We start from the raw sequence: 21,213 nt of genomic DNA on the forward strand, positions 1-21,213 counted from the left end.
GGACTTCAATCAGTCCGGAATTTCATCGGGGACTGGCCGAGGTGCCGGAGCGGTCAACGAAGTGATCTTGATCAGCATCCCCAAATGGCCGTTGTCGAGGAAGTTCAACTGGCCGTTCTTGGTGTGGCTTTCCTGCTTCATGCGTTCGCTGGCGGTGACCATGCCATTGGCGTCGATCTGGTTGACCCAAAAGTCCGCATCCACATCCGTGAAGCGCCCCAGTTTCAGGCTCAGTGTGCCCTCGATCGGGAACTGGCCAAACTGCTCCGTGCCGTCGCTGATTGCGATTTTGCTGGCTTCCTCACCGAGGTTCTGCTGCCAGGCCTTGTGCAGCAACACGGTGTATTCGTTGCTGGCGGTCAGTTTTTCCACTTCGCCATTCAGGCTCGGCGTGCGCAGGCTGTCGGGGTTAATGCGCTGGGCGCCGGCAGCCCAGTCTTCGGGTGCGGCTTTGCTGACAATGGCAGGCACAGCGTTCTGGCGGACCAGAATCATTTCAATCTGATACAGGTCATCGGCAAACGCCGTTGGGACGACCAGGGTGGTCAGCAAAGTCAGTAAACGAAACAGGCGCATGCGGCGTCCTTCAAGCAGTTTTTGGAATGAGGCACTCAAGCAGCGCCTCTACAGTATTAAAGCGCTCTTCCGGGCGCTCCATCGGGACCATGAATTTAAACATCGTGGCACCTTCGAATTTGTAGCGTTTGGGCTGGCCCTGAATCAGTTTGATCAGGGTCAGCGGATCGACTGGCGTTTGTGCCGCGAACTCGATCCGGCCGCCTTGCGGGCCGCCGTCGACTTTCTTGATGCCCAGCAGTTCGGCTTGCAGCTTCAACGCCGTGATGCGCATCAGGTTCTTGGTCGGCTCCGGCAGAAGGCCGAAACGGTCGATCATCTCCACTTGCAGGTCCTTGAGGCCTTCCTCATCGGTGGCCGAGGCAATGCGTTTGTAGAGAATCAGTCGGGCATGCACGTCCGGCAAGTAGGCTTCGGGAATCAACGCCGGGACACGCAGATTGACTTCCGGGCCACCGCCCAACGGCTGATCAAGGTTCGGTTGTTCGCCCTTGCGGATCGACTTCACCGCGCGCTCGAGCATCTCCATGTACAGGGTGAAGCCGACGGCCTGGATCTGACCGCTTTGACCGTCGCCCAGCAATTCACCGGCGCCACGGATTTCCAGGTCGTTGGTCGCGAGCACGAAGCCCGCGCCGAGGTCCTGGGTGTTGGCGATCGCTTCCAGGCGCTTTTCCGCGTCCGGGGTGATTTGCTGGCGTGGCGGGGTCAGCAGGTACGCATAAGCCTGGTGGTGACTGCGACCGACCCGGCCGCGCAACTGGTGCAACTGCGCCAGGCCAAATTTGTCGGCACGCTCGATGATGATGGTGTTGGCGCTCGGCACGTCGATGCCGGTCTCGATAATGGTCGAGGCGATCAGCACGTTGAAGCGCTTGTGGTAGAAGTCGCTCATCACCTGTTCGAGATCGCGTTCACGCATCTGCCCGTGGCCGATACCGATCCGCGCTTCCGGCACCAGTTCGGCGAGGTCGGCGGCGCATTTCTCAATGGTCTTCACGTCGTTGTGCAGGTAGTAGACCTGGCCGCCACGCAGCAACTCACGCAGCAGGGCCTCTTTGACCGTGCTCTTGTTCTGCTCCATGACGAAGGTGCGCACCGACAGGCGACGGGCCGGCGGCGTGGCGATGATCGACAGGTCGCGCATGCCCGACACTGCCATGTTCAGCGTGCGCGGAATCGGCGTGGCGGTGAGCGTGAGAATGTCGACTTCACTGCGCAGGGCCTTGAGCTGTTCCTTCTGGCGGACACCAAAACGGTGTTCTTCGTCGATGATCACCAGCCCGAGGTTTTTGATCTTCACGTCGTCTTGCAGCAGCTTGTGCGTACCGATGACGATGTCGATCTTGCCTTCGGCGAGATCGGCGACTGCGGCGTTCACTTCCTTGGTCGACTTGAAACGGCTCATCACTTCCACGCTCACCGGCCAGTCGGCGAAGCGGTCGCGGAAGCTGTTGTAATGCTGCTGGGCAAGGAGTGTGGTCGGCACCAGAATCGCCACCTGACGACCGCCGTGCACCGCAATGAACGCCGCGCGCATCGCCACTTCGGTCTTGCCGAAACCCACATCGCCGCAGACCAGGCGGTCCATCGGTTTTGGCGCGAGCATGTCGGCGCGCACGGCATCGATGGTGGTCTGCTGGTCCGGGGTTTCTTCGAACGGGAAACCGGCGCTGAACGTCGCGTAATCGGCTTTCGGGTCTTCGAAGGCATAACCTTCACGAGCGGCGCGACGGGAATAGATGTCGAGCAATTCGGCGGCGACGTCGCGCACCTGTTCGGCGGCTTTGCGTTTGGCTTTCTGCCAGGTTTCGGAGCCGAGGCGGTGCAGCGGGGCCAACGCATCGTCGCTGCCTGTGTAACGCGCGATCAGGTGCAGGTTGGCCACCGGCACATAGAGCTTGGCGCCTTCGGCGTATTGCAGCGTCAGGAACTCGGCGGCCTGATCGTCGATTTCCAGGGTTGCGAGCCCGAGGTAGCGACCGACGCCGTGATCGATATGCACCACCGGCGCACCTTCGCGCAGCTCGGTGAGGTTTTTGATGACCGCATCGTTGTTAGCGTCGGCGCGTTTTTCGCGGCGACGACGCTGCATCACGCGCTGACCGAACAACGGGCTTTCGGCAATCAGCGCCAGGGCAGGGTTGTCGAGCACCAGACCCTCGTCGAGCGGGGCGATGGTGATCGCCAGGCGTTCCTTGCTCGCGACAAAGTCCGGCCAGCTGTCGACGGTTTTCGGTCGCAGCTTCAGGCGTTCGAGCAATTCCAGCAGCACTTCACGACGGCCCGCGGACTCGGCGGTAAACAGCACGCGCCCGGGGAACTCGTCGAGGAAACCGGCCAGCGCCGCCAACGGCTGAGTGGCCTTGGCTTCGATGGCCAGGTTCGGCAATTCTCGCGCCGGGAAGCGCTCGCGGCCGACGCCGGTTTCCACGTCCTGTTGACTGGCAACTACGCGCGGCCAGTTCTTCAGGCGTGCGAAGCAATCTTCCACCGGCAGGAACAACTCAGCTGGTGGTAATAAAGGACGGGACGGATCGACGCGGCGCTCTTCATAACGATTGCGCACATCGTTCCAGAAGTTCTCTGCGGCCTGCTCGATGCCCGGCAGGGAAAACACTTGAGTGTCCTGGGGCAGGTAATCGAACAGCGTCGAGGTTTCGTCGAAGAACAGCGGCAGGTAGTACTCGATACCGGCCGGTGTAATCCCGCTGCTCAAATCCTGGAAGATCGGGCAGCGACGGAAGTCGACATCGAACCGCTCACGAAAGCGTGCCTTGAAGCGGGTGACGGCGTCTTTCTGCAACGGGAATTCCCGTGCGGGCAGCAGGCGAACGGTGTCGACCTTGTCGATGGAGCGCTGGTTTTCCGGATCGAAGGTACGCAGCGTCTCGATTTCGTCGTCGAACAAGTCGATACGGAAAGGCAGTTTGCTGCCCATCGGGAACAGATCGATCAACGAGCCGCGGACGGTGAATTCGCCATGCTCGTACACCGTGTCGACGTAGCGATAGCCGCTGGCTTCCAGTCGGGTGCGCATCTGCTCGACGTCGAGCTTCTGGCCAACGTCCAGCACCAGGCTGCTGCCGAGCAGGAATTTGGTCGGCGCCAGGCGATGCAGCGCCGTGGTGATTGGCACGACCAATACGCCATGACTCAGCTCCGGCAACCTGTACAGGGCCGCGATGCGCTGGGAAATGATGTCCTGGTGGGGCGAAAACAGATCGTAGGGCAGGGTTTCCCAGTCCGGGAAATGCAGCACGGGCAAATCCGGGGCGAAGAAACCCAGCTCCTGTTCCAGCCGTTCGGCACTTTGGCTGTCGGCGGTGAGCAGCAGGGTAAAGCGCTTGGCAGCGCTGGCAGCCTCGGCGATGGCCAGGCTCAGGGCGGCACCGGGCAGGTTGCCCCAGTGCTGTTTACCTGCCGCGGCAGGGAGAAGCGGTAGACGCAGAACGGGCACGGAAGGTTGAGCTCCAAGCGTTGCGACAAAGTCGGTAATTGTAGCGGCCCCGGGTGCCGCCTGTCAGTTGCAGACTGTGTCTATTACGCAGGTTTGGCGAAATGTAGTGGTAAAGACAAAATCCGCCGGTTTTTTACTGAAAATTGATGATTATGTAGTGGCAAAACGACTGAGTGTTACGGAGGGTTACGGATAAGACAGCGGTGTCTCCAAAAAATTGACTGCGCTGAGAACCGCGGTTTTACTGGGCTCCGGCAGTGCGTGATTTTTTTGAACGGGAATTTGTTACGGATCGCACGACAGGCGCGCATTGCTACGGGAGGCACTCGGCGGCATAATGTAGCCCCTTTTTTCTGCCCCTACATAGTGGAAGGTTCCCGTGACTCAGAAGCCCGACCAGTGTCTTGGTGAATGGATCGACCGTGAAGCACTCGCAGAAGCGATGATTCCGCTTATCGGTCAGCTCTACCGCAATAACAACGTGGTGAGCTCGATCTATGGCCGCAGCCTGATCAATCGTTCAGTCATTGCGATTCTCAAAGCTCACCGCTTTGCTCGTCATCGTCAGTCCGATGACAGCGAATTGTCCGTCCACGAAACATTCCCGCTGCTCAAGGCGATGAGCGAGCTCAAGCTCGGCGCCGCTTCGGTTGACCTGGGCAAGCTTGCGGTCAAGTTCAAGGCCGAAGGCAATGGTCGCACTGCCGAGCAGTTCGTCCGCGAAGAACTGGCTGATGTCGTTGGTCAGCAAAACGTTGCCGCCCGCAAAGGCACCGACGTTGTCCTGTACGGCTTCGGTCGTATCGGCCGTCTGCTGGCGCGCATCCTGATCGAGAAAACCGGTGGTGGCGACGGCCTGCGTCTGCGCGCCATCGTTGTCCGCAAGGGCGCCGAGAACGATCTGGTCAAGCGTGCAAGCCTGCTGCGTCGTGACTCGGTTCATGGCCCGTTCGATGGCACCATCACCATTGATGAAGCCAACAACACCATCACCGCCAACGGCAACCTGATCCAGGTTATCTACGCGAAGAACCCGACTGAAGTGGATTACACCCAGTACGGCATCAAAGACGCGCTGCTGGTGGACAACACCGGCGTATGGCGTGATGCCGAGGGCCTGGGCCAGCACCTTGCTTGCCCGGGTATCGATCGCGTTGTTCTGACCGCGCCGGGTAAAGGCAAGCTGAAGAACATCGTTCACGGCATCAACCACGGTGAAATCACCGCTGATGACAAGATCGTTTCCGCCGCTTCCTGCACCACCAACGCTATCGTGCCGGTGCTGAAAGCCGTCAACGACAAGTTCGGCATCATCAATGGTCACGTTGAAACGGTTCACTCGTACACCAACGACCAGAACCTGATCGACAACTTCCACAAAGGCGATCGCCGTGGCCGTAGCGCCGCGTTGAACATGGTGATCACCGAGACCGGTGCTGCCACCGCTGCCGCCAAGGCGCTGCCTGAACTGGCCGGCAAGCTGACCGGTAACGCGATCCGCGTTCCAACGCCAAACGTGTCGATGGCCATTCTCAACCTGAACCTTGAGAAAGCCGCCACCCGCGAAGAGATGAACGATTACCTGCGCTACATGGCGTTGCACTCCGATCTGCATAAGCAAATCGACTACGTCAACTCGCAGGAAGTGGTTTCCACCGACTTCGTTGGCTCGCGCCACGCAGGCGTTGTGGACGCTGAAGCAACCATCACCCAAGACAACCGCGTTGTTCTGTACGTTTGGTACGACAACGAATTCGGTTACAGCTGCCAGGTGGTTCGCGTGATGGAAGACATGGCCGGTGTAAACCCGCCAGCATTCCCGCGCTAAGCCTTAGCTGCACATGAAAACGCCCCGACTTTGGTCGGGGCGTTTTTGTTTGTGTGTCTGTTGGATCTTTGTTGCCAGCACCGGCCTCATCGCCAGCAGGCTAGCTCCCACGGGGGCTTGAGAGCGCCACAGATCCAGTGTGGGAGCTAGCCTGCTAGCGATGGCGATCTGTCAGGCGCCGCCGACTACCGCTGCTTGCGCAGTCCGCAGTTCATGCCGATTGCCTTTGAACAACACCAACGTCGCAATCAACCCCAATACCGCCGCGCCACTGAGCCAGATCCCCGGCGCAGCCTTGTTATCCAGCACGTGGATCAGGTACGTGCACGCCGCCGGTGTAAACCCGCCGAACGTTGCTGTCGCCAGGCTGTAGGCCAACGAGAAACCGGTCGTACGCACTTCCACCGGCATGATCTCGGTCAGCGCCACGACCATGGCGCCGTTGTACGAGCCATACAGGAACGACAGCCACAACTCGACGATCAGCAAATGGCTGAAGCTTGGGTTCGCCACCAGCCACGACAGGGCAGGGTACGCCGTGAGGATTGCCAGAATTGTCGCCGCCAGGAGTAGGGGTTTACGCCCGATCTTGTCGGACACAGCACCCATCACCGGCAGCCAGAAGAAGTTCGACAGGCCGATACACACCGTCACCAGCAACGCATCCAGATCCGACAGGTGCAGTTCGGCTTTGCCGAAAGTCGGGGTGTAGGCGGTGATCAGGTAGAACGACACGGTGGTCATTACCACCAGCGCCATGCCGGCGATGACGATGCCAAAGTTCTGGCTGATCGAACGGACGACGTCCCGCAGGGTAGGGCGGTGTTTGCGCGCCTGAAACTCAGGCGTTTCTTCCAGTGAACGACGAATCACGAAGATCACCGGCACAATCATGCAGCCGATCAGGAACGGCACGCGCCAGCCCCAGTCACCCATTTCTTCCGGGCTGAGCCAATGATTCAAGCCGACGCCCAGCAGACCGGCGAACACCACCGCGGCTTGCTGACTGGCAGACTGCCAACTGACAAAAAAGCCTTTGCGACCCGGCGTGGAGATCTCCGCCAGGTACACCGACACACCGCCCAGTTCCACGCCGGCCGAGAAGCCTTGCAGCAGACGGCCGAACAATACGAGCAGTGGCGCGGCGACGCCGAGGGTGGCGTAACCCGGCACGCAAGCGATCAGCACCGTGCCGGCCGCCATCATTGCCAGGGTGATGATCAGGCCTTTGCGACGGCCATGACGGTCGATGTAGGCGCCAAGGAAAATCGCCCCCAAAGGACGCATCAGGAAGCCGGCACCGAACGTGGCCAGCGACAACATCAGGGAGGCGAAAGCGCTGTCGGCAGGGAAGAAGGTTTTGGCGATGGCCGTGGCGTAAAAGCCGTAGACCATAAAGTCGAACATCTCGAGAAAGTTACCGCTGACAACGCGAAAAATCGCTTTGCCTTTGCTCGTATTGGAAGACATTTGTAGGTACTCACGCTGGTAATCTTGTTTGAAACGCTGCACCTGTGGGAGCGAGACCGGCTTGCCGGCGATGGCGGTGTGCCAGTCAACATCAATGCTGATTGACCCTATGCCATCGCGAGCAGGCTCGCTCCCACAGGTTTTGCGTCTTTCTGACGGGCACTGGCAGACCTCGCTCCCATGCGCTCTGAGGCCCATAATGGCGGGCGCGGTTTTGAGGGGGGATGAAGATTTGTTAACTGGACGGTGGGGTGGACTTGTGGTGCTGGCCGGCGTTTTGTCCGGTTGTGGCAACGGCGAAAGCCTGGAACGCTTCGACGGCCCGACCATGGGCAGTCATTATTCTATTCAATACGTAAGACATTCCTCCACGCCCGGGCCGAAAGCGGTTCAGGCCGAAGTAGAAAAAATCCTCGCCGACGTCGATCAGCAAATGTCGACCTATCGCAGCGACTCCGACATCGAGCGCTTCAACGACTTACCTGCCAACCGCTGTCAGAAAATGCCCGCGTCGATCCTCAGACTGGTCCGCGTCGGTGAGCAGCTCTCGGAACAAAGCGAAGGTTCCTACGACCTGACGGTCGAACCGCTGCTCAATCTCTGGGGTTTTGGCCCGCAGGCCCGCGAAGAAAAAGTCCCCGCTGCCCAGGCACTCGCCGAAGTACGCCAACGTGTGGGTTACCAGCATCTGCGCATCGACCGCGATCAGCTGTGCAAGGACGCCGCCGTCGAAGTCGACTTCAACAGCATCGCCGCCGGTTACGCCGTCGACGCAATTGCCGAAAAACTCGAAGCGCTGGGTATCCACAACTACTTGGCCGAAGTCACCGGCGAGCTCAAGGCAGCGGGTAAAAAACTCGACGGCTCGGCCTGGAAAATCGCGCTGGAGGAGCCGCGTGACGACCAGCAAGTGGCGCAAAAAATCATCGCGGTCGATGGCTACGGCCTGTCTACCTCCGGCGACTACCGCAATTATTTCCAGCAGGGCGGCAAGCGTTACTCCCACACCTTTGATGCCCGCACCGGTGCGCCGGTCTCACACACCTTGGCGTCAGTCACGGTGATTAATCCTTCCGCGTTAATGGCCGATGGCTTATCGACGCTGTTGTTGATTCTCGGCCCGGAGCGCGGTTGGGACTACGCAGAAAAACACGATATCGGCGCATTTTTTGTGATTCGTGCCGATACAGGTTTCGTCACACGAACCAATCAGGCTTTTGAGCGCCTCAGTGGCGGTAAAACCGAATGATTGCAGCGATTCGCGCATTGAAGACTGGCGTTGTAGTGCAGGCAAAACTAGCCTACGACGCGACCAAGGGTTAATGTGCCCGGCGTTGACGCTTCTATAGACTGTGTCCGGGTTCTGCACTGGCCCCAAATTGTTCCTTCACGCCGCAGATCGGCGTGATTTAGCCGCAGGTGCCGAGGGCGCCGCGGCCTGTTCTGAGGAGTACGCATGGCTGTCTACAACTACGACGTGGTGGTGCTGGGTTCCGGCCCGGCGGGAGAAGGCGCGGCAATGAACGCCGCCAAAGCAGGGCGCAAGGTGGCGATGGTCGATAGCCGTCGCCAGGTCGGCGGCAACTGCACCCACCTGGGTACCATCCCGTCCAAGGCACTGCGTCACTCGGTCCGGCAGATCATGCAGTTCAACACCAACCCGATGTTCCGGGCCATTGGTGAGCCGCGCTGGTTTTCGTTCCCGGACGTGCTGAAAAGCGCCGAAAAAGTCATTTCCAAACAAGTCGCCTCGCGCACTGGCTATTACGCCCGTAACCGCGTCGACGTGTTCTTCGGCACCGGCAGCTTCGCCGACGAGCAAACCATCGAAGTGGTGTGCGCCAACGGCGTGGTCGAAAAACTGGTGGCCAAGCACATCATCATCGCCACCGGCTCGCGTCCTTATCGCCCGGCGGACATCGATTTCCATCACCCGCGTATCTACGATAGCGACACCATCCTCAGCCTCGGCCACACCCCGCGCAAACTCATTGTTTACGGCGCCGGCGTGATCGGTTGCGAGTACGCGTCGATCTTCAGTGGCCTGGGGGTACTGGTTGAGCTGGTGGACAACCGCGGTCAGTTGCTGAGCTTCCTGGACTCGGAAATTTCCCAGGCCCTGAGCTATCACTTCAGCAACAACAACATCACGGTTCGCCATAACGAAGACTACGACCGCGTCGAAGGCGTGGACAACGGCGTGATCCTGCACCTCAAATCGGGCAAGAAGATCAAGGCCGATGCCTTGCTCTGGTGCAACGGCCGTACCGGCAACACCGATCAGCTGGGTCTGGAAAACATCGGCGTGAAGGTCAACAGCCGTGGCCAGATCGAAGTCGACGAAGCCTATCGCACCTGCGTACCGAACATTTACGGTGCCGGTGACGTGATCGGCTGGCCGAGCCTGGCCAGTGCCGCTCACGACCAGGGCCGTTCGGCCGCTGGCAGCATTGTCGATAACAACAGCTGGCGCTTCGTCAACGACGTGCCGACCGGTATCTACACCATTCCGGAGATCAGCTCGATCGGCAAGAACGAGCAGGAGCTGACTCAGGCCAAAGTGCCGTACGAAGTGGGCAAGGCGTTCTTCAAGAGCATGGCGCGTGCACAGATTGCCGGCGAGCCCCAGGGCATGCTGAAGATCCTGTTCCACCGCGAGACTCTGGAAGTGCTGGGCGTTCACTGCTTCGGTTATCAGGCGTCGGAGATCGTTCACATCGGTCAGGCGATCATGAGCCAGCCGGGCGAATTGAACACGCTGAAGTACTTCGTCAACACGACGTTCAACTACCCGACCATGGCCGAAGCTTATCGGGTAGCGGCGTACGATGGCCTCAACCGGCTTTTTTGAGTGGCTCCGGCCGGTGGCCTGAGCCGGCCGGGGAGACCGATTTCAGCAATTCTCGAGGGTGGCGCTGGCCAAACCGGGAAAGTCTGTAATCAGGCTGTCAACGCCGAAGTCGGCGAGTCTGCGCATCAGCGCGGGCTCGTTGACTGTCCACACCGACACATGCAGCCCCTGACGCTGCGCCTTCTGCAGGCGTTCCGGCGTACACAGGGTCCAGTTCAGCGCCAGAATCTCACAGCCATAACTTTGCGCGACCTTCAGCGGGTCGAGCCACGCGTACTCGGCCACGAGGCCGCGGGACACGTCCGGCACCAGATCCAATGCGGCTTTCAATACTTCGCGTGAACTCGACGTGATCGTGACCTTGTCGAGCAAGCCGAAACGCTGTGCCATTTCGCGAATCGCCAGTACGGTCGTCGCGGCGCGGGTGCGTGAGGCGCTTTTGACTTCCAGCTGCCAATGCTCGAAATCGCACTTCTCGAACACTTCTTCCAGCGTCGGAATCGGGCAGGGCTTGATCCAGCCCGGGCCGCCCTTGCGTGCGTCGTAGGTCACCAGGTCCTTTGCGGTGTGCTCGACGACCTTGCCGCGCCGATCGGTGGTGCGCTTGAGCGTCGGGTCGTGGATGACCATCAACTCGTTGTCCATGGACAGGTGCAGGTCCAGTTCGCAGCGGCGTACGCCGTGCTTGAGGCATTGCTGAAAACTGGTCAGCGTGTTTTCCGGTGCTTCGCCCTTGGCGCCGCGATGGCCGTAGATGAGGGTCACGGTTCTTCCTTAATTTAAATGCCTGATTCGTTTTCGCGGGCCAGACGTCGTTCCTGGGCCTGCTTCTGCAAAATGTAGCGGGCCAGTAATTGACGCTGGGCATCGGTCGGGTATTCGAACTCGGTGCCGACATCGTAGGCGCCAGCCTTGCGATCGCAATGCGTGACCTTGGCCCGCAGCAACAGACCGAGGGCTTGCGGCATAAGCACCAGTTTGACCGACAGGTGCGCGCCCACGGCGATGGGCGTCGGGTACTGGAAGTCGATGCCGCCTTCGGAAATGATCACCAGCTGCGGCTCGCCGATCTGCCCGAGCACGGTGATGGCGATCACCTGGCTCAGTAGGTCGATGCGTTTGTTCTGGGCTTTCAGGAACGCCGCGAGGTTGCGATCACGCTCGCTGATCTGGCGTAACAGGTGTTGCGACTCGAATTCGCTCAGGTGCAGTTCGCTGAGCAAGTTGAACAGTGGGGAAGCATCCTGCAACACTTCCTGGCCTGCGGCTTCGGGAGCGGACAGGGGCCGAATTTCCAGTGCGATCGTGTCCTCGATACGGTAGTATTCGCGGCGATCTTCTTCATCTAATGTCGACATGGCGAACCCATGGTAGCGGCGGTGGTCTGAGTGTAAAGCTGGTTATCGACCCCCGCCACAAGGACGTTCCTTTTCCCTCCGAACAAGCCCCGACATGTTCAGACCTCTCTTCGTATTTATTGGCACGCGTTATACCCGTGCAAAGCGTCGCAATCATTTTGTGTCATTCATTTCCCTGACCTCGATGATCGGGCTCGCCCTCGGCGTGGTCGTGATGATCGTCGTGCTGTCGGTCATGAATGGCTTCGATCATGAGATGCGCACCCGCGTGCTGGGCATGGTGCCCCACGCGACCATCGAGTCCAGTGAGCCGATCAGCGACTGGCAAAGCCTGGCCACCAAGGTCAAGCAGAACCCGCAAGTGACGGCCGTTGCGCCGTTCACCCAGATGCAGGGCTTGCTGACCAACAACGGCAAGGTCTCCAAAGTCCTGCTCAATGCCATCGACCCTGCGCTGGAGCGCCAGGTCTCGATCATTGATAACTTCATGCAGCAGGGCAAACTCGACGACCTCACGCCGGGCAGTTTCGGCATCGTCATCGGTGACAAGGCGGCCGCCAAGCTCGGCGCTGCGATCGGCGACAAGCTGACGTTCGTGGCGCCGGAAGTCACCGTGACCCCGGCCGGGATGTTCCCGCGCATGAAACGCTTCACAGTCGTGGGCATTTTTCATGTCGGCGCTGGCGAGATCGACGGGTATCTGGGTGTCACCAACTTACAGGATCTGGCGAAGCTGCATCGCTGGAAGCCGGATCAGGTCCAGGGCATCCGCCTGAAGTTCGACGACCTGTTCCAGGCCCCGCGCACGGCGTGGAATATCGCCCAGCAACTCGGCGAAGATCGTTTCTATGCCCGGGACTGGACGCGCACCCACGGCAACCTGTATCAGGCGATCCGCATGGAAAAAGCCATGATCGGCCTGCTGTTGCTGCTGATCGTCGCCGTCGCGGCCTTCAACATCATTTCCACGCTGGTGATGGTGGTGAATGACAAGAAGGGCGACATCGCGATTCTGCGTACCCTGGGCTCCACGCCTGGGCAGATCATGGCCATCTTCATGGTCCAGGGCACCGTCATTGGTGTGATCGGAACGCTGATCGGCGCGGTGGTCGGGATCTTCGCCGCGTTGAACGTCAGCGCCGCGATCTCTGCCCTCGAAGGGTTGATCGGCCACAAGTTCCTCAACGCCGACGTGTACTTCATCGATTACCTGCCGTCGCAAGTGCAGAGCCAGGACGTGTTGATGGTCTGCGCCGCCGCGTTGGTCCTGAGTTTCCTCGCCACCCTGTATCCAGCCTGGCGTGCCGCGCGCACCCAGCCTGCGGAGGCGCTACGTTATGAGTGAGTTGGGTATGAGCGATAAAGCAATCTTGAGCTGCCGCAACCTGGGCAAATCCTACGAGGAAGGCCCGGAGTCGGTAGAAGTCCTGGCCGGCCTGCAACTGGAGCTGCATCCGGGTGAGCGCGTGGCGATCGTCGGCACCTCGGGTTCGGGCAAAAGTACCTTGCTCAACCTGTTGGGCGGCCTCGACACGCCGACCAAGGGCAGCGTCTGGCTCGACGGCGAAGAGCTTTCGGCCTTGAGCGAGAAGAATCGCGGTCTGTTGCGCAACCGGTCGCTGGGTTTCGTTTACCAGTTCCACCACTTGCTGCCGGAATTCACCGCGCTGGAAAACGTCTGCATGCCGCTGCTGATCGGCAAAACTGCAATCCCGGAAGCGCGTCAGCGTGCGACCGCGTTGCTGGAACGGGTAGGGCTGGGCCATCGCCTGGAGCACAAACCGTCCGAACTGTCCGGTGGCGAACGTCAGCGTGTGGCCATCGCCCGCGCTCTGGTGAACAAACCAGGGCTGGTGATGCTCGACGAGCCGACCGGCAACCTCGACTCCCACACCGCCCAGGGCATTCAGGATTTGATGCTGGAACTCAGCACCTCGATGCGCACGGCGTTCCTGGTGGTGACTCACGACATGAACCTGGCTCGCCAGATGGATCGCGTCCTGCATTTGCAGGAAGGTTGCCTGACGCCCATCTGACTGACCAAAACCCGGCGTACTGAAGCGTACGCCGGGTCTTTTATTTTTATACGGTGCCCCAGCGAATGTTCAGACCGTTATCGATCTTTATCGGCATGCGCTATACCCGCGCCAAGCGCCGCAATCGCTTTGTTTCCTTCATCTCGATGACCTCGATGATCGGCCTCGCCCTTGGCGTGCTGGCGATGATCGTGGTGCTGTCGGTGATGAACGGCTTCCAGCGCGAAATGAGCTCGCGCATCCTCGGCATGGTGCCGCACGCGACCATCGTCGGCGTGAACCCGATCGACGACTGGCAGCCGGTGGCCGCCGCCGCGATGAAAAACCCGGAAGTCACCGCTGCCGTGCCGTTCACCGAGATGGAAGGCATGCTCTCCTATAAAGGCACGATGCAGCCGATCCAGGTCAGCGGCGTCGACCCGGCGCAGGAAGGCAAGGTGTCGATCGTTGCCCAGCACATCGTTCAGGGCCGTCTCGATGCGTTGAAGCCGGGCGAGTTCGGCGTGGTGATCGGCGAGATCACCGCGCGGCGGTTCCGCTTGAATGTCGGCGACAAGATCACCCTGATCGTGCCGGAAGTCAGCACCGCACCGGGCGGTATTACCCCGCGCATGCAGCGGCTGAATGTGGTCGGCGTGTTCAAGGTCGGTGCCGAGCTGGATGGCTCGATGGCGCTGATCCACGTCGCCGATGCCGCGCAGATGCAGCATTGGGAACCGAACCAGGTGCAGAGCGTGCGTCTGGCGGTGAAGGATTTGTACGCGGCGCCGAAGGTCTCCAGCGACATTGCTGGCGGGCTGGGCACGGCTTACAAGGCTGACGACTGGACCCACACCCAAGGCAGTCTGTTCAGCGCGATGAAGATGGAAAAAACCATGATCGGCCTGCTGTTGCTGATGATCGTCGCCGTGGCGGCGTTCAACATCATCGCAACGTTGATCATGGTGGTGAACGACAAGGGCGCGGACATCGCGATCCTGCGCACCATCGGCGCTACACCCCGACAGATCATGGCGATCTTCATGGTGCAGGGCACGGTGATCGGGATTGTCGGCACCTTGATCGGTGGCGTGCTCGGTGTGATTGCGGCGTTGAACGTCAGTGAGCTGGTGGGCTGGATAGAGCGGGTCAGTGGCCAGCACATCTTCAGTTCAGACGTGTATTTCGTCAGCAACTTGCCGTCGGAACTGCAGGGTGGGGATGTGTTGTTGATCTGCTCCGCCGGGTTCATCTTGAGCTTCCTGGCGACGGTGTACCCGGCCTGGCGTGCGGCGAAGATTGAGCCGGCTCACGCGTTGCGGTATTCGTAATTCTGTAGACCGCCTTCGCGGGCAAGCCTCGCTCCTACAGGTTTTTGGGCCGTTCACAATATTGTGATTCAACTCGGTCACTGTGGGAGCGAGGCTTGCCCGCGAAGGGGCCAGACCTGCTGGCCTCAATCCCCCTTAGGCAACTCAATCACAAACCGCGTCCACCCATTCTCCGATTCACACCGAATCTGCCCGCCATGGGCACGGATGATCGACTGGGTAATCGCCAGCCCCAACCCCGCATGCTCACTGCTACCTTCCTGGCGCGCCGGATCGGCCCGATAAAACCGGTCAAACAATCTCGGCAGCAACGCGCCGTCAATCCCGTCCCCGCTGTTCTCAACCGTCAAACCCAAGCCTTTGCCCTGCTCAACAATCCGCACCCGCACCTCTCCATCCGCGGGCGTAAACCGCAACGCGTTATCCAGCAAATTGGACAGCGCCCGACGCAACATGCTGCGGTCACCCTCCATTTGCGCGCTGCCCTCACGGCTCAACGTCACCCGGGCGTCTTCAGCCAGTGGCGCGAAAAATTCCAGCAACACATCCGCTTCCTCTGCCAGTTCCAGGGATTCGCGCTTGGGCGTCAGCAACCCATGGTCAGCCTTGGCCAGGTACAACATGTCATTGACCAGTTGTGCCATCCATTGCAGTTCTTCGAGGTTGCTGTGCAGCGCTTCGCGGTAGTCCTCGATAGGCCGAGGGCGGGTGAGGGTGACCTGGGTGTGGGTCAGCAAGTTCGACAGCGGCGTGCGCAGTTCGTGGGCAATGTCGGCAGAGAAGGCCGAGAGCCGCTGAAAAGAGTCGTCCAGGCGTCCGAGCATGGCGTTGAAGCTGTGGGCCAATTCGGTGAGTTCCGACGGCATATTCTCTTCGGGCAGCCGGGCATTGAGCGATTGCGCCGAAACTCCGCTGGCTATCGCACTCATGCGCCGCAACGGGCGTAAGCCACTGCGCGCCGCCCACGCACCGAGTAAAGCGGTGGCCAGGGCCGACAAGCCGACGGTCAGCCAGATCAGGCGCTGCATGCGTTGCAGAAAGTGCTGGTGATGGGTGATGTCCAGCAGCAAGGTCAGTTGCGGTGAGTCAGGCCGGTCGACAAACAACGGCGCATTCAGCACGCGATAATCGGTGCCGTCGTCGTTCAATGTTGATAAACCCGGTTTTAGCGGGAGCTTTTCCGGCAGGCGCGTTGAGCTGTCGTACCAGCGCTGGCCATCGCTGCCGGTGATTCGCAGCGACAGGTCAGCCTGTCGGCTCAGTTCATCCGCCAGCTTGACCTCGCTTTCACTCGACCGGACGTCGTGCAGCGCGCGGCGCAAACCAATCAGTCTGCCGTCCAGCAACTGCTGATCGAGCTCAATGAAATGCGCCTCACTGGCGCGACTGAACAACACCCCGGCAAACAATGAAACCACAGCAGTACAGGCCGCAAACAGCAGCGCCAGGCGACTGCTCAGTGAAAGTCGACGCATCAGGCAGGGCGCTCTTCAAGGACATAACCCATCCCGCGCACGGTATGAATCAGCTTGTTGGGGAATTCATCGTCGATCTTCAGGCGCAATCGGCGGATCGCGACCTCGATGACATTAGTGTCGCTGTCGAAATTCATGTCCCAGACCTGGGAGGCGATCAGTGATTTGGGCAACACTTCGCCCTGGCGGCGCAGGAGCATTTCCAGCAGGGCGAACTCCTTGGCGGTCAGGTCGATGCGCTGACCGTTGCGTTCCACCCGGCGGCGGATCAAATCCAGGCGCAAGTCGGCAAGTGCAAGGCTGGTTTCCTGGGGCGAAGCGCTACCACGTCGTAACAGGCTGCGGACCCGCGCCAGCAACTCGGAGAAGGCGAACGGCTTGACCAGGTAATCGTCGGCACCGAGTTCGAGGCCGTGGACTCTGTCCTCCACCGCGTCTCGCGCCGTCAGAAAAAGGACCGGCGTATCGAGCCCGGCGCCGCGCACCGCTTGCAGAATTTGCCAACCGTCGCGACCGGGTAGCATCACATCAAGGATCAACAGCGCGTAATCGCCACTTAATGCCAGTTGTTGGCCGGTGCTGCCGTCGGCCACCAGCTCGGTGTTGAAACCGGCCTCGGTCAGGCCCTGGCGCAAGTAGTGGCCGGTTTTCGGTTGGTCTTCGACGATCAGCAGCTTCATGGGCAACTCGAGGCAAATGGAACGAACGCTTTATACCGTGGGCAGCCTTGATACAGGCCAACCTGACAAAGTTGTAATCTGGCTGTCAGGTTGCGGGCAGTGGCGACAGTTTAGAGTTTTCCACAGGCTGAACCTTATCTTGTTGGAGTACGACTATGTTTTTGCGCAAACCTTTGGGGCTGGCCGCGTGTTTGTTGGCACTGAGCTCGCCGGTGTGGGCATCGCCGGCGCACACCTACGATTTCGGTCAACCGGCCCCTGCGACCATGGTTACCCGCAGCGTTGAAGTGGTGATGGGCGACATGTCGTTCACGCCCAAGGCGATCGATATCAAAGCCGGTGAGACGGTTCGTTTTGTGCTGGTGAATAAAGGCCAGCTGTTGCACGAATTCAACTTGGGTGATGCGGCGATGCATGCCAGACATCAGCAGGAAATGTTGAAAATGCAGCAGACCGGCATGCTCACGCCTACAGGCATGAAGGAAATGGACCACAGTTCGATGGCTGGCATGGATCACGGGATGATGAAACACGACGACCCGAACAGCGTCCTCGTCGAACCGGGCAAAACCGCCGAGCTGATCTGGACCTTTACCAAGGCCACTAACCTGGAGTTTGCCTGCAACATTCCAGGCCATTACCAGGCGGGCATGGTCGGCAAACTGACTGTCAGTCAGTAAGCACTCTAAGGCGGGCGCAAAGGCTGGTAGAATCCGCTGATTCTTCAGTCAGGTTTCCGCCATGCATCCCGCAGCCGAACACTCGCCGCTGGGCAAATCCAGCGAATACATCGCCACCTATACGCCGTCGTTGCTGTTCCCGATCCCGCGCACAGCGAAATGGGCCGAGTTGGGCCTGACGGCGCAAACCCTGCCTTATAAGGGTGTGGACTTCTGGAACTGCTTCGAGCTGTCGTGGCTGTTGCCGTCGGGTAAGCCGGTGGTGGCGATTGGCGAATTCAGCATCCCGGCGGATTCGCCGAACATCATCGAGTCGAAGTCGTTCAAGCTGTATCTGAATTCGTTAAATCAGACGCCCTTTGCCGATACCGCGACCCTTGAATCGACGCTGGTGAAAGACCTGTCGACCGCTGCCGGCAAGCCGGTTGGCGTGCGGATCCGCAGCCTCAAGGATGTTGAAGCCGAAGGCGTCGTGGCGTTGCCGGGTGTGTGCATCGATGACCTGGAGATCAGCGTCAGCAACTACGAGCACCCGCGTCCGGAGCTGCTGCGTTGCGATGATTCGCGCATTGTTGAAGAGAGCGTGCACAGCCATTTGCTCAAGTCCAACTGCCCGGTCACCAGCCAGCCGGACTGGGGCAGCGTGGCGGTGGAATACCGTGGCGCGGCGCTGGATCACGCGAGTTTGCTGGAATACATCGTGAGCTTCCGTCAGCACTCGGACTTCCATGAACAGTGCGTGGAGCGGATTTTCCTCGACTTGCAGCGGTTGCTGAAGCCGGAGAAGTTGACGGTTTATGCACGGTATGTGCGACGCGGTGGGTTGGACATCAACCCGTATCGCAGCACTGAAACCGTTCAACTGCCGAACGACCGCTTGGTCCGTCAATAAAGATCTAATGTGGGAGCGAGCCTGCTCGCGATGGCGATGGCTCATCCAACATAGATGTCGCCTGACACTCAGCCATCGCGAGCAGGCTCACTCCCACAGGGATTGCATTGCACATCCCGGATATGAAAAAGCCCCGCTAGCGATAGCAGGGCTTTTTTGCATCTGGCGGGCTCAGATCCCCATGTTGCCCAAGGCTTGCACGATGTTGCGCAAGGTGCCGGCGAGGGTAGGATGTTCAATTTCGAAGCGCTCGACGGCCAGGTTCACATTGTCGGCGAGGTTGGTGTCCTGGGTTTTGGTTTCAAGTTCAAGCTCCAGTTCGATCTGTGCCATCAGCGCGTGCAGGTCTTCGCGCTCGGCTTCGGTCAGCGGTGGATTCTGTTCCAATTGCTCGCGCAGAGTATTGAGCTGTTGTTGCAGTTCGCGGGCAGGCATGGCGTTCTTCCTTTTATCGATAGGCACTGGCATAGACCGCAGCAGCGCGCCAAAGGTCTATGGCTTGCCTTTAGATTAATCCACTCCAGCTGAACCTGCATGCCTTCATAGGTGTGAGGCGGCGATCAGGGCTTTTCGCCCTTGAGCCGACGCAGGCTGATGTCGGCCAGGCAGGTATCCAGTTCGCCTAGATGATCGATCACCGAATGCACCCCCAGACTGAACAACTGCACGGTCGCTTTGCCGCGCAGGTGTTCGCGTTCCTTTTGGCTCAAGGCCTGCCATTCGCTGGGCGCCAACCCGCAGAGCGAGCCGCAAGACGCCAAGCCGATTGTCCATAGCCCGGCATTCAGGCCCGATTGCAGCAATCGCGGTTCGCCGCTGACCAGTACGCAACCATCGAGTTGTTCGACATTCAATGCCATCAAGGCTTGCCAGCAAGCGTTCGGGGCCGGCCATGGATTGATTGTTGCGGGGTGTTGCGAGGGTTTGATCCATGCAGGCAGCGCGCCGGCCAGGGAATGGCTGACGGCCGGGGGCAACTCGTCGAGCCAGGCGCAAGGAATCTGCTGGCGCTGCAAGCTGTTCAGACTGTCCAGCGCGCCGGGCGTGACCTCGGCATGCTCGGGCGTGTGAGTATCGAGCTGGCGCATCCGGGCGCCGAAATCCACCAGGCAACCACTGAGCCCGAACAGTACGGCGGTCAGGCTGGGTGCAGCGAGGGGCAAGGCTTCGGCGTGCGGCATATAAACGTCCCTGAAATAGTGACAAGGCTATGCGCCGCCGGTGACAGTTGAGTGACACTGAGGTGAAGCGCTCTCAATCAGGACGAATCATCCAAAGGCCATCGAGTGCGAGGCTGCCCCAAATCGGCTTTTCCGTCTTATACTAGCCAGCTTATCGCCTGGGCCAAGCGCCCTCGCCAGTACAATCCAAGGAGTTTTCTATGCGCTGGAGCAATCGTCTAGCTCAGCTTTGTGTGTGTGCCAGCGTGTTGCTGGTTCCGTTCGCAGCCCAGGCTGCAACGGAAGACGACCCTTGGGAAAGCGTCAACCGTCCTATCTTCCAGTTCAACGACTTCGTTGACACTTATGCACTTAAGCCAATCGCTCAAGGCTATGAGTTCGTGACGCCGCAGTTCCTGGAAGACGGCATTCACAACATGTTCCGCAACGTCGGTGATGTCACCAACCTTGCCAACAACGTCTTGCAGGTCAAACCTGCTGCCGCGGGCGTAGACACGGCGCGACTGATCTTCAACACCACCTTCGGCCTGCTGGGCTTCTTCGACGTCGGCACCAAAATGGGCCTGAATCGTAGCGACGAAGACTTCGGCCAGACGCTCGGTTACTGGGGCGTAGGCAGCGGCCCATACGTGATGCTGCCGCTGTTGGGTCCAAGCACGTTGCGCGATGCACCTGCCAAGTACGTCGACGGCTACACCGGCCCGTACCGCTACATCAACGACGTGCCCGTGCGTAACTCGGTCTTCGGCCTGAATATCGTCGACACCCGCGCCAGCTTGCTGTCGAGCGAGAAGTTGATCAGCGGCGACAAGTACACCTTCATCCGCAATGCGTACTTGCAGAACCGCGAGTTCAAAGTCAAAGACGGCCAGGTCGAAGACGATTTTTGATCTCGACCGGTCAAATGAAGAAGGCGGCCAATCGGCCGCCTTCTTTCGTTTGGATCCGGGCTTATTTCATCTTCAAGATTGTAAGCCCGAGTTTCTGACTGCCACCGTCCTGTTCTTTCACCCAGACCACTTCGGTGTCGGCCTCAAGCCCTTTGAGCGCTGCGTGATCGGAATCGATGCGCACGCTGACCCGGTCACCGACCTTGAACAGGCGGGGTGCTTCAACCTGCATACCACTGCTGGAAAGGTCGATGCAGACGGCTGGCACCTCATCGCCTTCGTGAATCAGCGACACATCGGCATCGACCCGCATGCGGATGAAATCGCGCTTTTCGCTGTAGTCCCGATCGGTTTGGCTCATGGGCTTCATCCTTCCATTGGGTTACGGTTTTGCCTGTTCTTATAACTCCCGGTGATTTGACAAGTAAAGACGTCAGGCGACCATCGGCATGAGCTTGAAACGCCCCGCGGATGGGAGTACCGTCTGCGCCTTAGAAGGGCACCTCTGGTGTACCTGTGTGTAGGG

Annotated in this window: 19 protein-coding genes; 9 read left to right on the top strand and 10 right to left on the bottom strand. The window is 59.7% G+C overall.

All coding sequences use genetic code 11. The features are described from left to right. Positions 1-9 precede the first annotated feature (9 nt). Together ACA070_RS09575 and mfd are read right to left on the bottom strand one after the other, a co-directional pair. Positions 10-576 carry a CsiV family protein gene (locus ACA070_RS09575; protein ID WP_497450912.1) on the bottom strand — a complete coding sequence of 189 codons (567 nt, stop codon included), beginning with the start codon at positions 574-576 and terminating at the stop codon, positions 10-12. 10 nt (positions 577-586) lie between these two features. Further along, a complete protein-coding gene (mfd, locus tag ACA070_RS09580; protein WP_497450913.1) occupies positions 587-4,036 on the bottom strand; it encodes a transcription-repair coupling factor in 3,450 nt (1,149 codons plus the stop codon). Positions 4,037-4,415: 379 nt separating this feature from the next. Here mfd and ACA070_RS09585 point away from each other — a divergent pair, with 379 nt between their 5' ends. Further along, positions 4,416-5,864 (top strand): glyceraldehyde-3-phosphate dehydrogenase, encoded by a 1,449-nt coding sequence (locus tag ACA070_RS09585; RefSeq protein ID WP_497450914.1) that lies wholly within the window; start codon positions 4,416-4,418, stop codon positions 5,862-5,864. Positions 5,865-6,035: 171 nt separating this feature from the next. Here ACA070_RS09585 and ACA070_RS09590 read toward each other — a convergent pair whose 3' ends face one another. Then, positions 6,036-7,334 (bottom strand): MFS transporter, encoded by a 1,299-nt coding sequence (locus ACA070_RS09590; RefSeq protein WP_497450915.1) that lies wholly within the window; start codon positions 7,332-7,334, stop codon positions 6,036-6,038. 199 nt (positions 7,335-7,533) lie between these two features. Between ACA070_RS09590 and ACA070_RS09595 the strand changes: the two genes are divergently transcribed. After that, complete coding sequence (locus ACA070_RS09595) at positions 7,534-8,583, top strand: FAD:protein FMN transferase (protein ID WP_497450916.1); 1,050 nt, start codon at positions 7,534-7,536, stop codon at positions 8,581-8,583. A gap of 207 nt (positions 8,584-8,790) precedes the next feature. Further along, positions 8,791-10,185, top strand: coding sequence for a Si-specific NAD(P)(+) transhydrogenase (gene sthA / locus ACA070_RS09600; RefSeq protein WP_007907752.1), 1,395 nt, complete (start codon positions 8,791-8,793; stop codon positions 10,183-10,185). Positions 10,186-10,227: 42 nt separating this feature from the next. Here sthA and ACA070_RS09605 read toward each other — a convergent pair whose 3' ends face one another. Together ACA070_RS09605 and ACA070_RS09610 are read right to left on the bottom strand one after the other, a co-directional pair. Next, positions 10,228-10,950, bottom strand: coding sequence for a glycerophosphodiester phosphodiesterase (locus tag ACA070_RS09605; RefSeq protein ID WP_497450917.1), 723 nt, complete (start codon positions 10,948-10,950; stop codon positions 10,228-10,230). 14 nt (positions 10,951-10,964) lie between these two features. Further along, entirely contained in the window at positions 10,965-11,543 is a 579-nt protein-coding gene (locus tag ACA070_RS09610; protein WP_497450918.1) for a PilZ domain-containing protein, read from the bottom strand. Between the two features lie 94 nt (positions 11,544-11,637). On the opposite strand from ACA070_RS09610, the gene ACA070_RS09615 reads away from it, so the two are divergent. From ACA070_RS09615 to ACA070_RS09625, 3 genes are all read left to right on the top strand, one after another. Then, positions 11,638-12,888: a lipoprotein-releasing ABC transporter permease subunit gene (locus ACA070_RS09615; RefSeq protein WP_497450919.1), complete on the top strand. Its 1,251-nt coding sequence runs from the start codon at positions 11,638-11,640 to the stop codon at positions 12,886-12,888. Positions 12,889-12,895: 7 nt separating this feature from the next. After that, the gene (gene lolD / locus ACA070_RS09620) at positions 12,896-13,579 is read left to right on the top strand and encodes a lipoprotein-releasing ABC transporter ATP-binding protein LolD (RefSeq protein WP_167360488.1); all 684 of its coding nucleotides are present in this window, start codon (positions 12,896-12,898) and stop codon (positions 13,577-13,579) included. 65 nt (positions 13,580-13,644) lie between these two features. After that, positions 13,645-14,889 (top strand): lipoprotein-releasing ABC transporter permease subunit, encoded by a 1,245-nt coding sequence (locus ACA070_RS09625; protein WP_497450920.1) that lies wholly within the window; start codon positions 13,645-13,647, stop codon positions 14,887-14,889. 125 nt (positions 14,890-15,014) lie between these two features. On the opposite strand, the gene ACA070_RS09630 is transcribed toward ACA070_RS09625, so the two are convergent. Further along, entirely contained in the window at positions 15,015-16,364 is a 1,350-nt protein-coding gene (locus tag ACA070_RS09630) for a heavy metal sensor histidine kinase (RefSeq protein ID WP_497450921.1), read from the bottom strand. Then, complete coding sequence (locus tag ACA070_RS09635; RefSeq protein WP_497450922.1) at positions 16,364-17,044, bottom strand: heavy metal response regulator transcription factor; 681 nt, start codon at positions 17,042-17,044, stop codon at positions 16,364-16,366. The genes ACA070_RS09630 and ACA070_RS09635 overlap by 1 nt, the downstream gene beginning before the upstream one ends. Positions 17,045-17,199: 155 nt before the next feature. Here ACA070_RS09635 and copI point away from each other — a divergent pair, with 155 nt between their 5' ends. Further along, positions 17,200-17,724: a copper-resistant cuproprotein CopI gene (copI, locus tag ACA070_RS09640; protein WP_497450923.1), complete on the top strand. Its 525-nt coding sequence runs from the start codon at positions 17,200-17,202 to the stop codon at positions 17,722-17,724. A 61-nt stretch (positions 17,725-17,785) separates the two neighbouring features. After that, positions 17,786-18,616, top strand: a complete 831-nt coding sequence (gene queF, locus ACA070_RS09645; protein WP_497450924.1) for an NADPH-dependent 7-cyano-7-deazaguanine reductase QueF — start codon at positions 17,786-17,788, stop codon at positions 18,614-18,616. Positions 18,617-18,787: 171 nt separating this feature from the next. Here the strand turns inward: queF and ACA070_RS09650 are convergent, their stop codons facing one another. Both ACA070_RS09650 and pcrP read right to left on the bottom strand, forming a co-directional pair. Beyond that, positions 18,788-19,051, bottom strand: a complete 264-nt coding sequence (locus ACA070_RS09650) for a DUF4404 family protein (protein ID WP_131059929.1) — start codon at positions 19,049-19,051, stop codon at positions 18,788-18,790. Positions 19,052-19,176: 125 nt separating this feature from the next. Continuing rightward, entirely contained in the window at positions 19,177-19,797 is a 621-nt protein-coding gene (pcrP, locus tag ACA070_RS09655) for an HAD superfamily inactivated hydrolase PcrP (protein WP_497450925.1), read from the bottom strand. A 200-nt stretch (positions 19,798-19,997) separates the two neighbouring features. On the opposite strand from pcrP, the gene ACA070_RS09660 reads away from it, so the two are divergent. Then, on the top strand, positions 19,998-20,687 hold the full coding sequence (locus ACA070_RS09660) for an MlaA family lipoprotein (RefSeq protein ID WP_497450926.1): 690 nt from the start codon (positions 19,998-20,000) through the stop codon (positions 20,685-20,687). A 61-nt stretch (positions 20,688-20,748) separates the two neighbouring features. On the opposite strand, the gene ACA070_RS09665 is transcribed toward ACA070_RS09660, so the two are convergent. Next, on the bottom strand, positions 20,749-21,048 hold the full coding sequence (locus tag ACA070_RS09665) for a PilZ domain-containing protein (protein WP_497450927.1): 300 nt from the start codon (positions 21,046-21,048) through the stop codon (positions 20,749-20,751). Positions 21,049-21,213 lie beyond the last annotated feature (165 nt).

The organism is Pseudomonas sp. LBUM1678, from assembly GCF_059695575.1.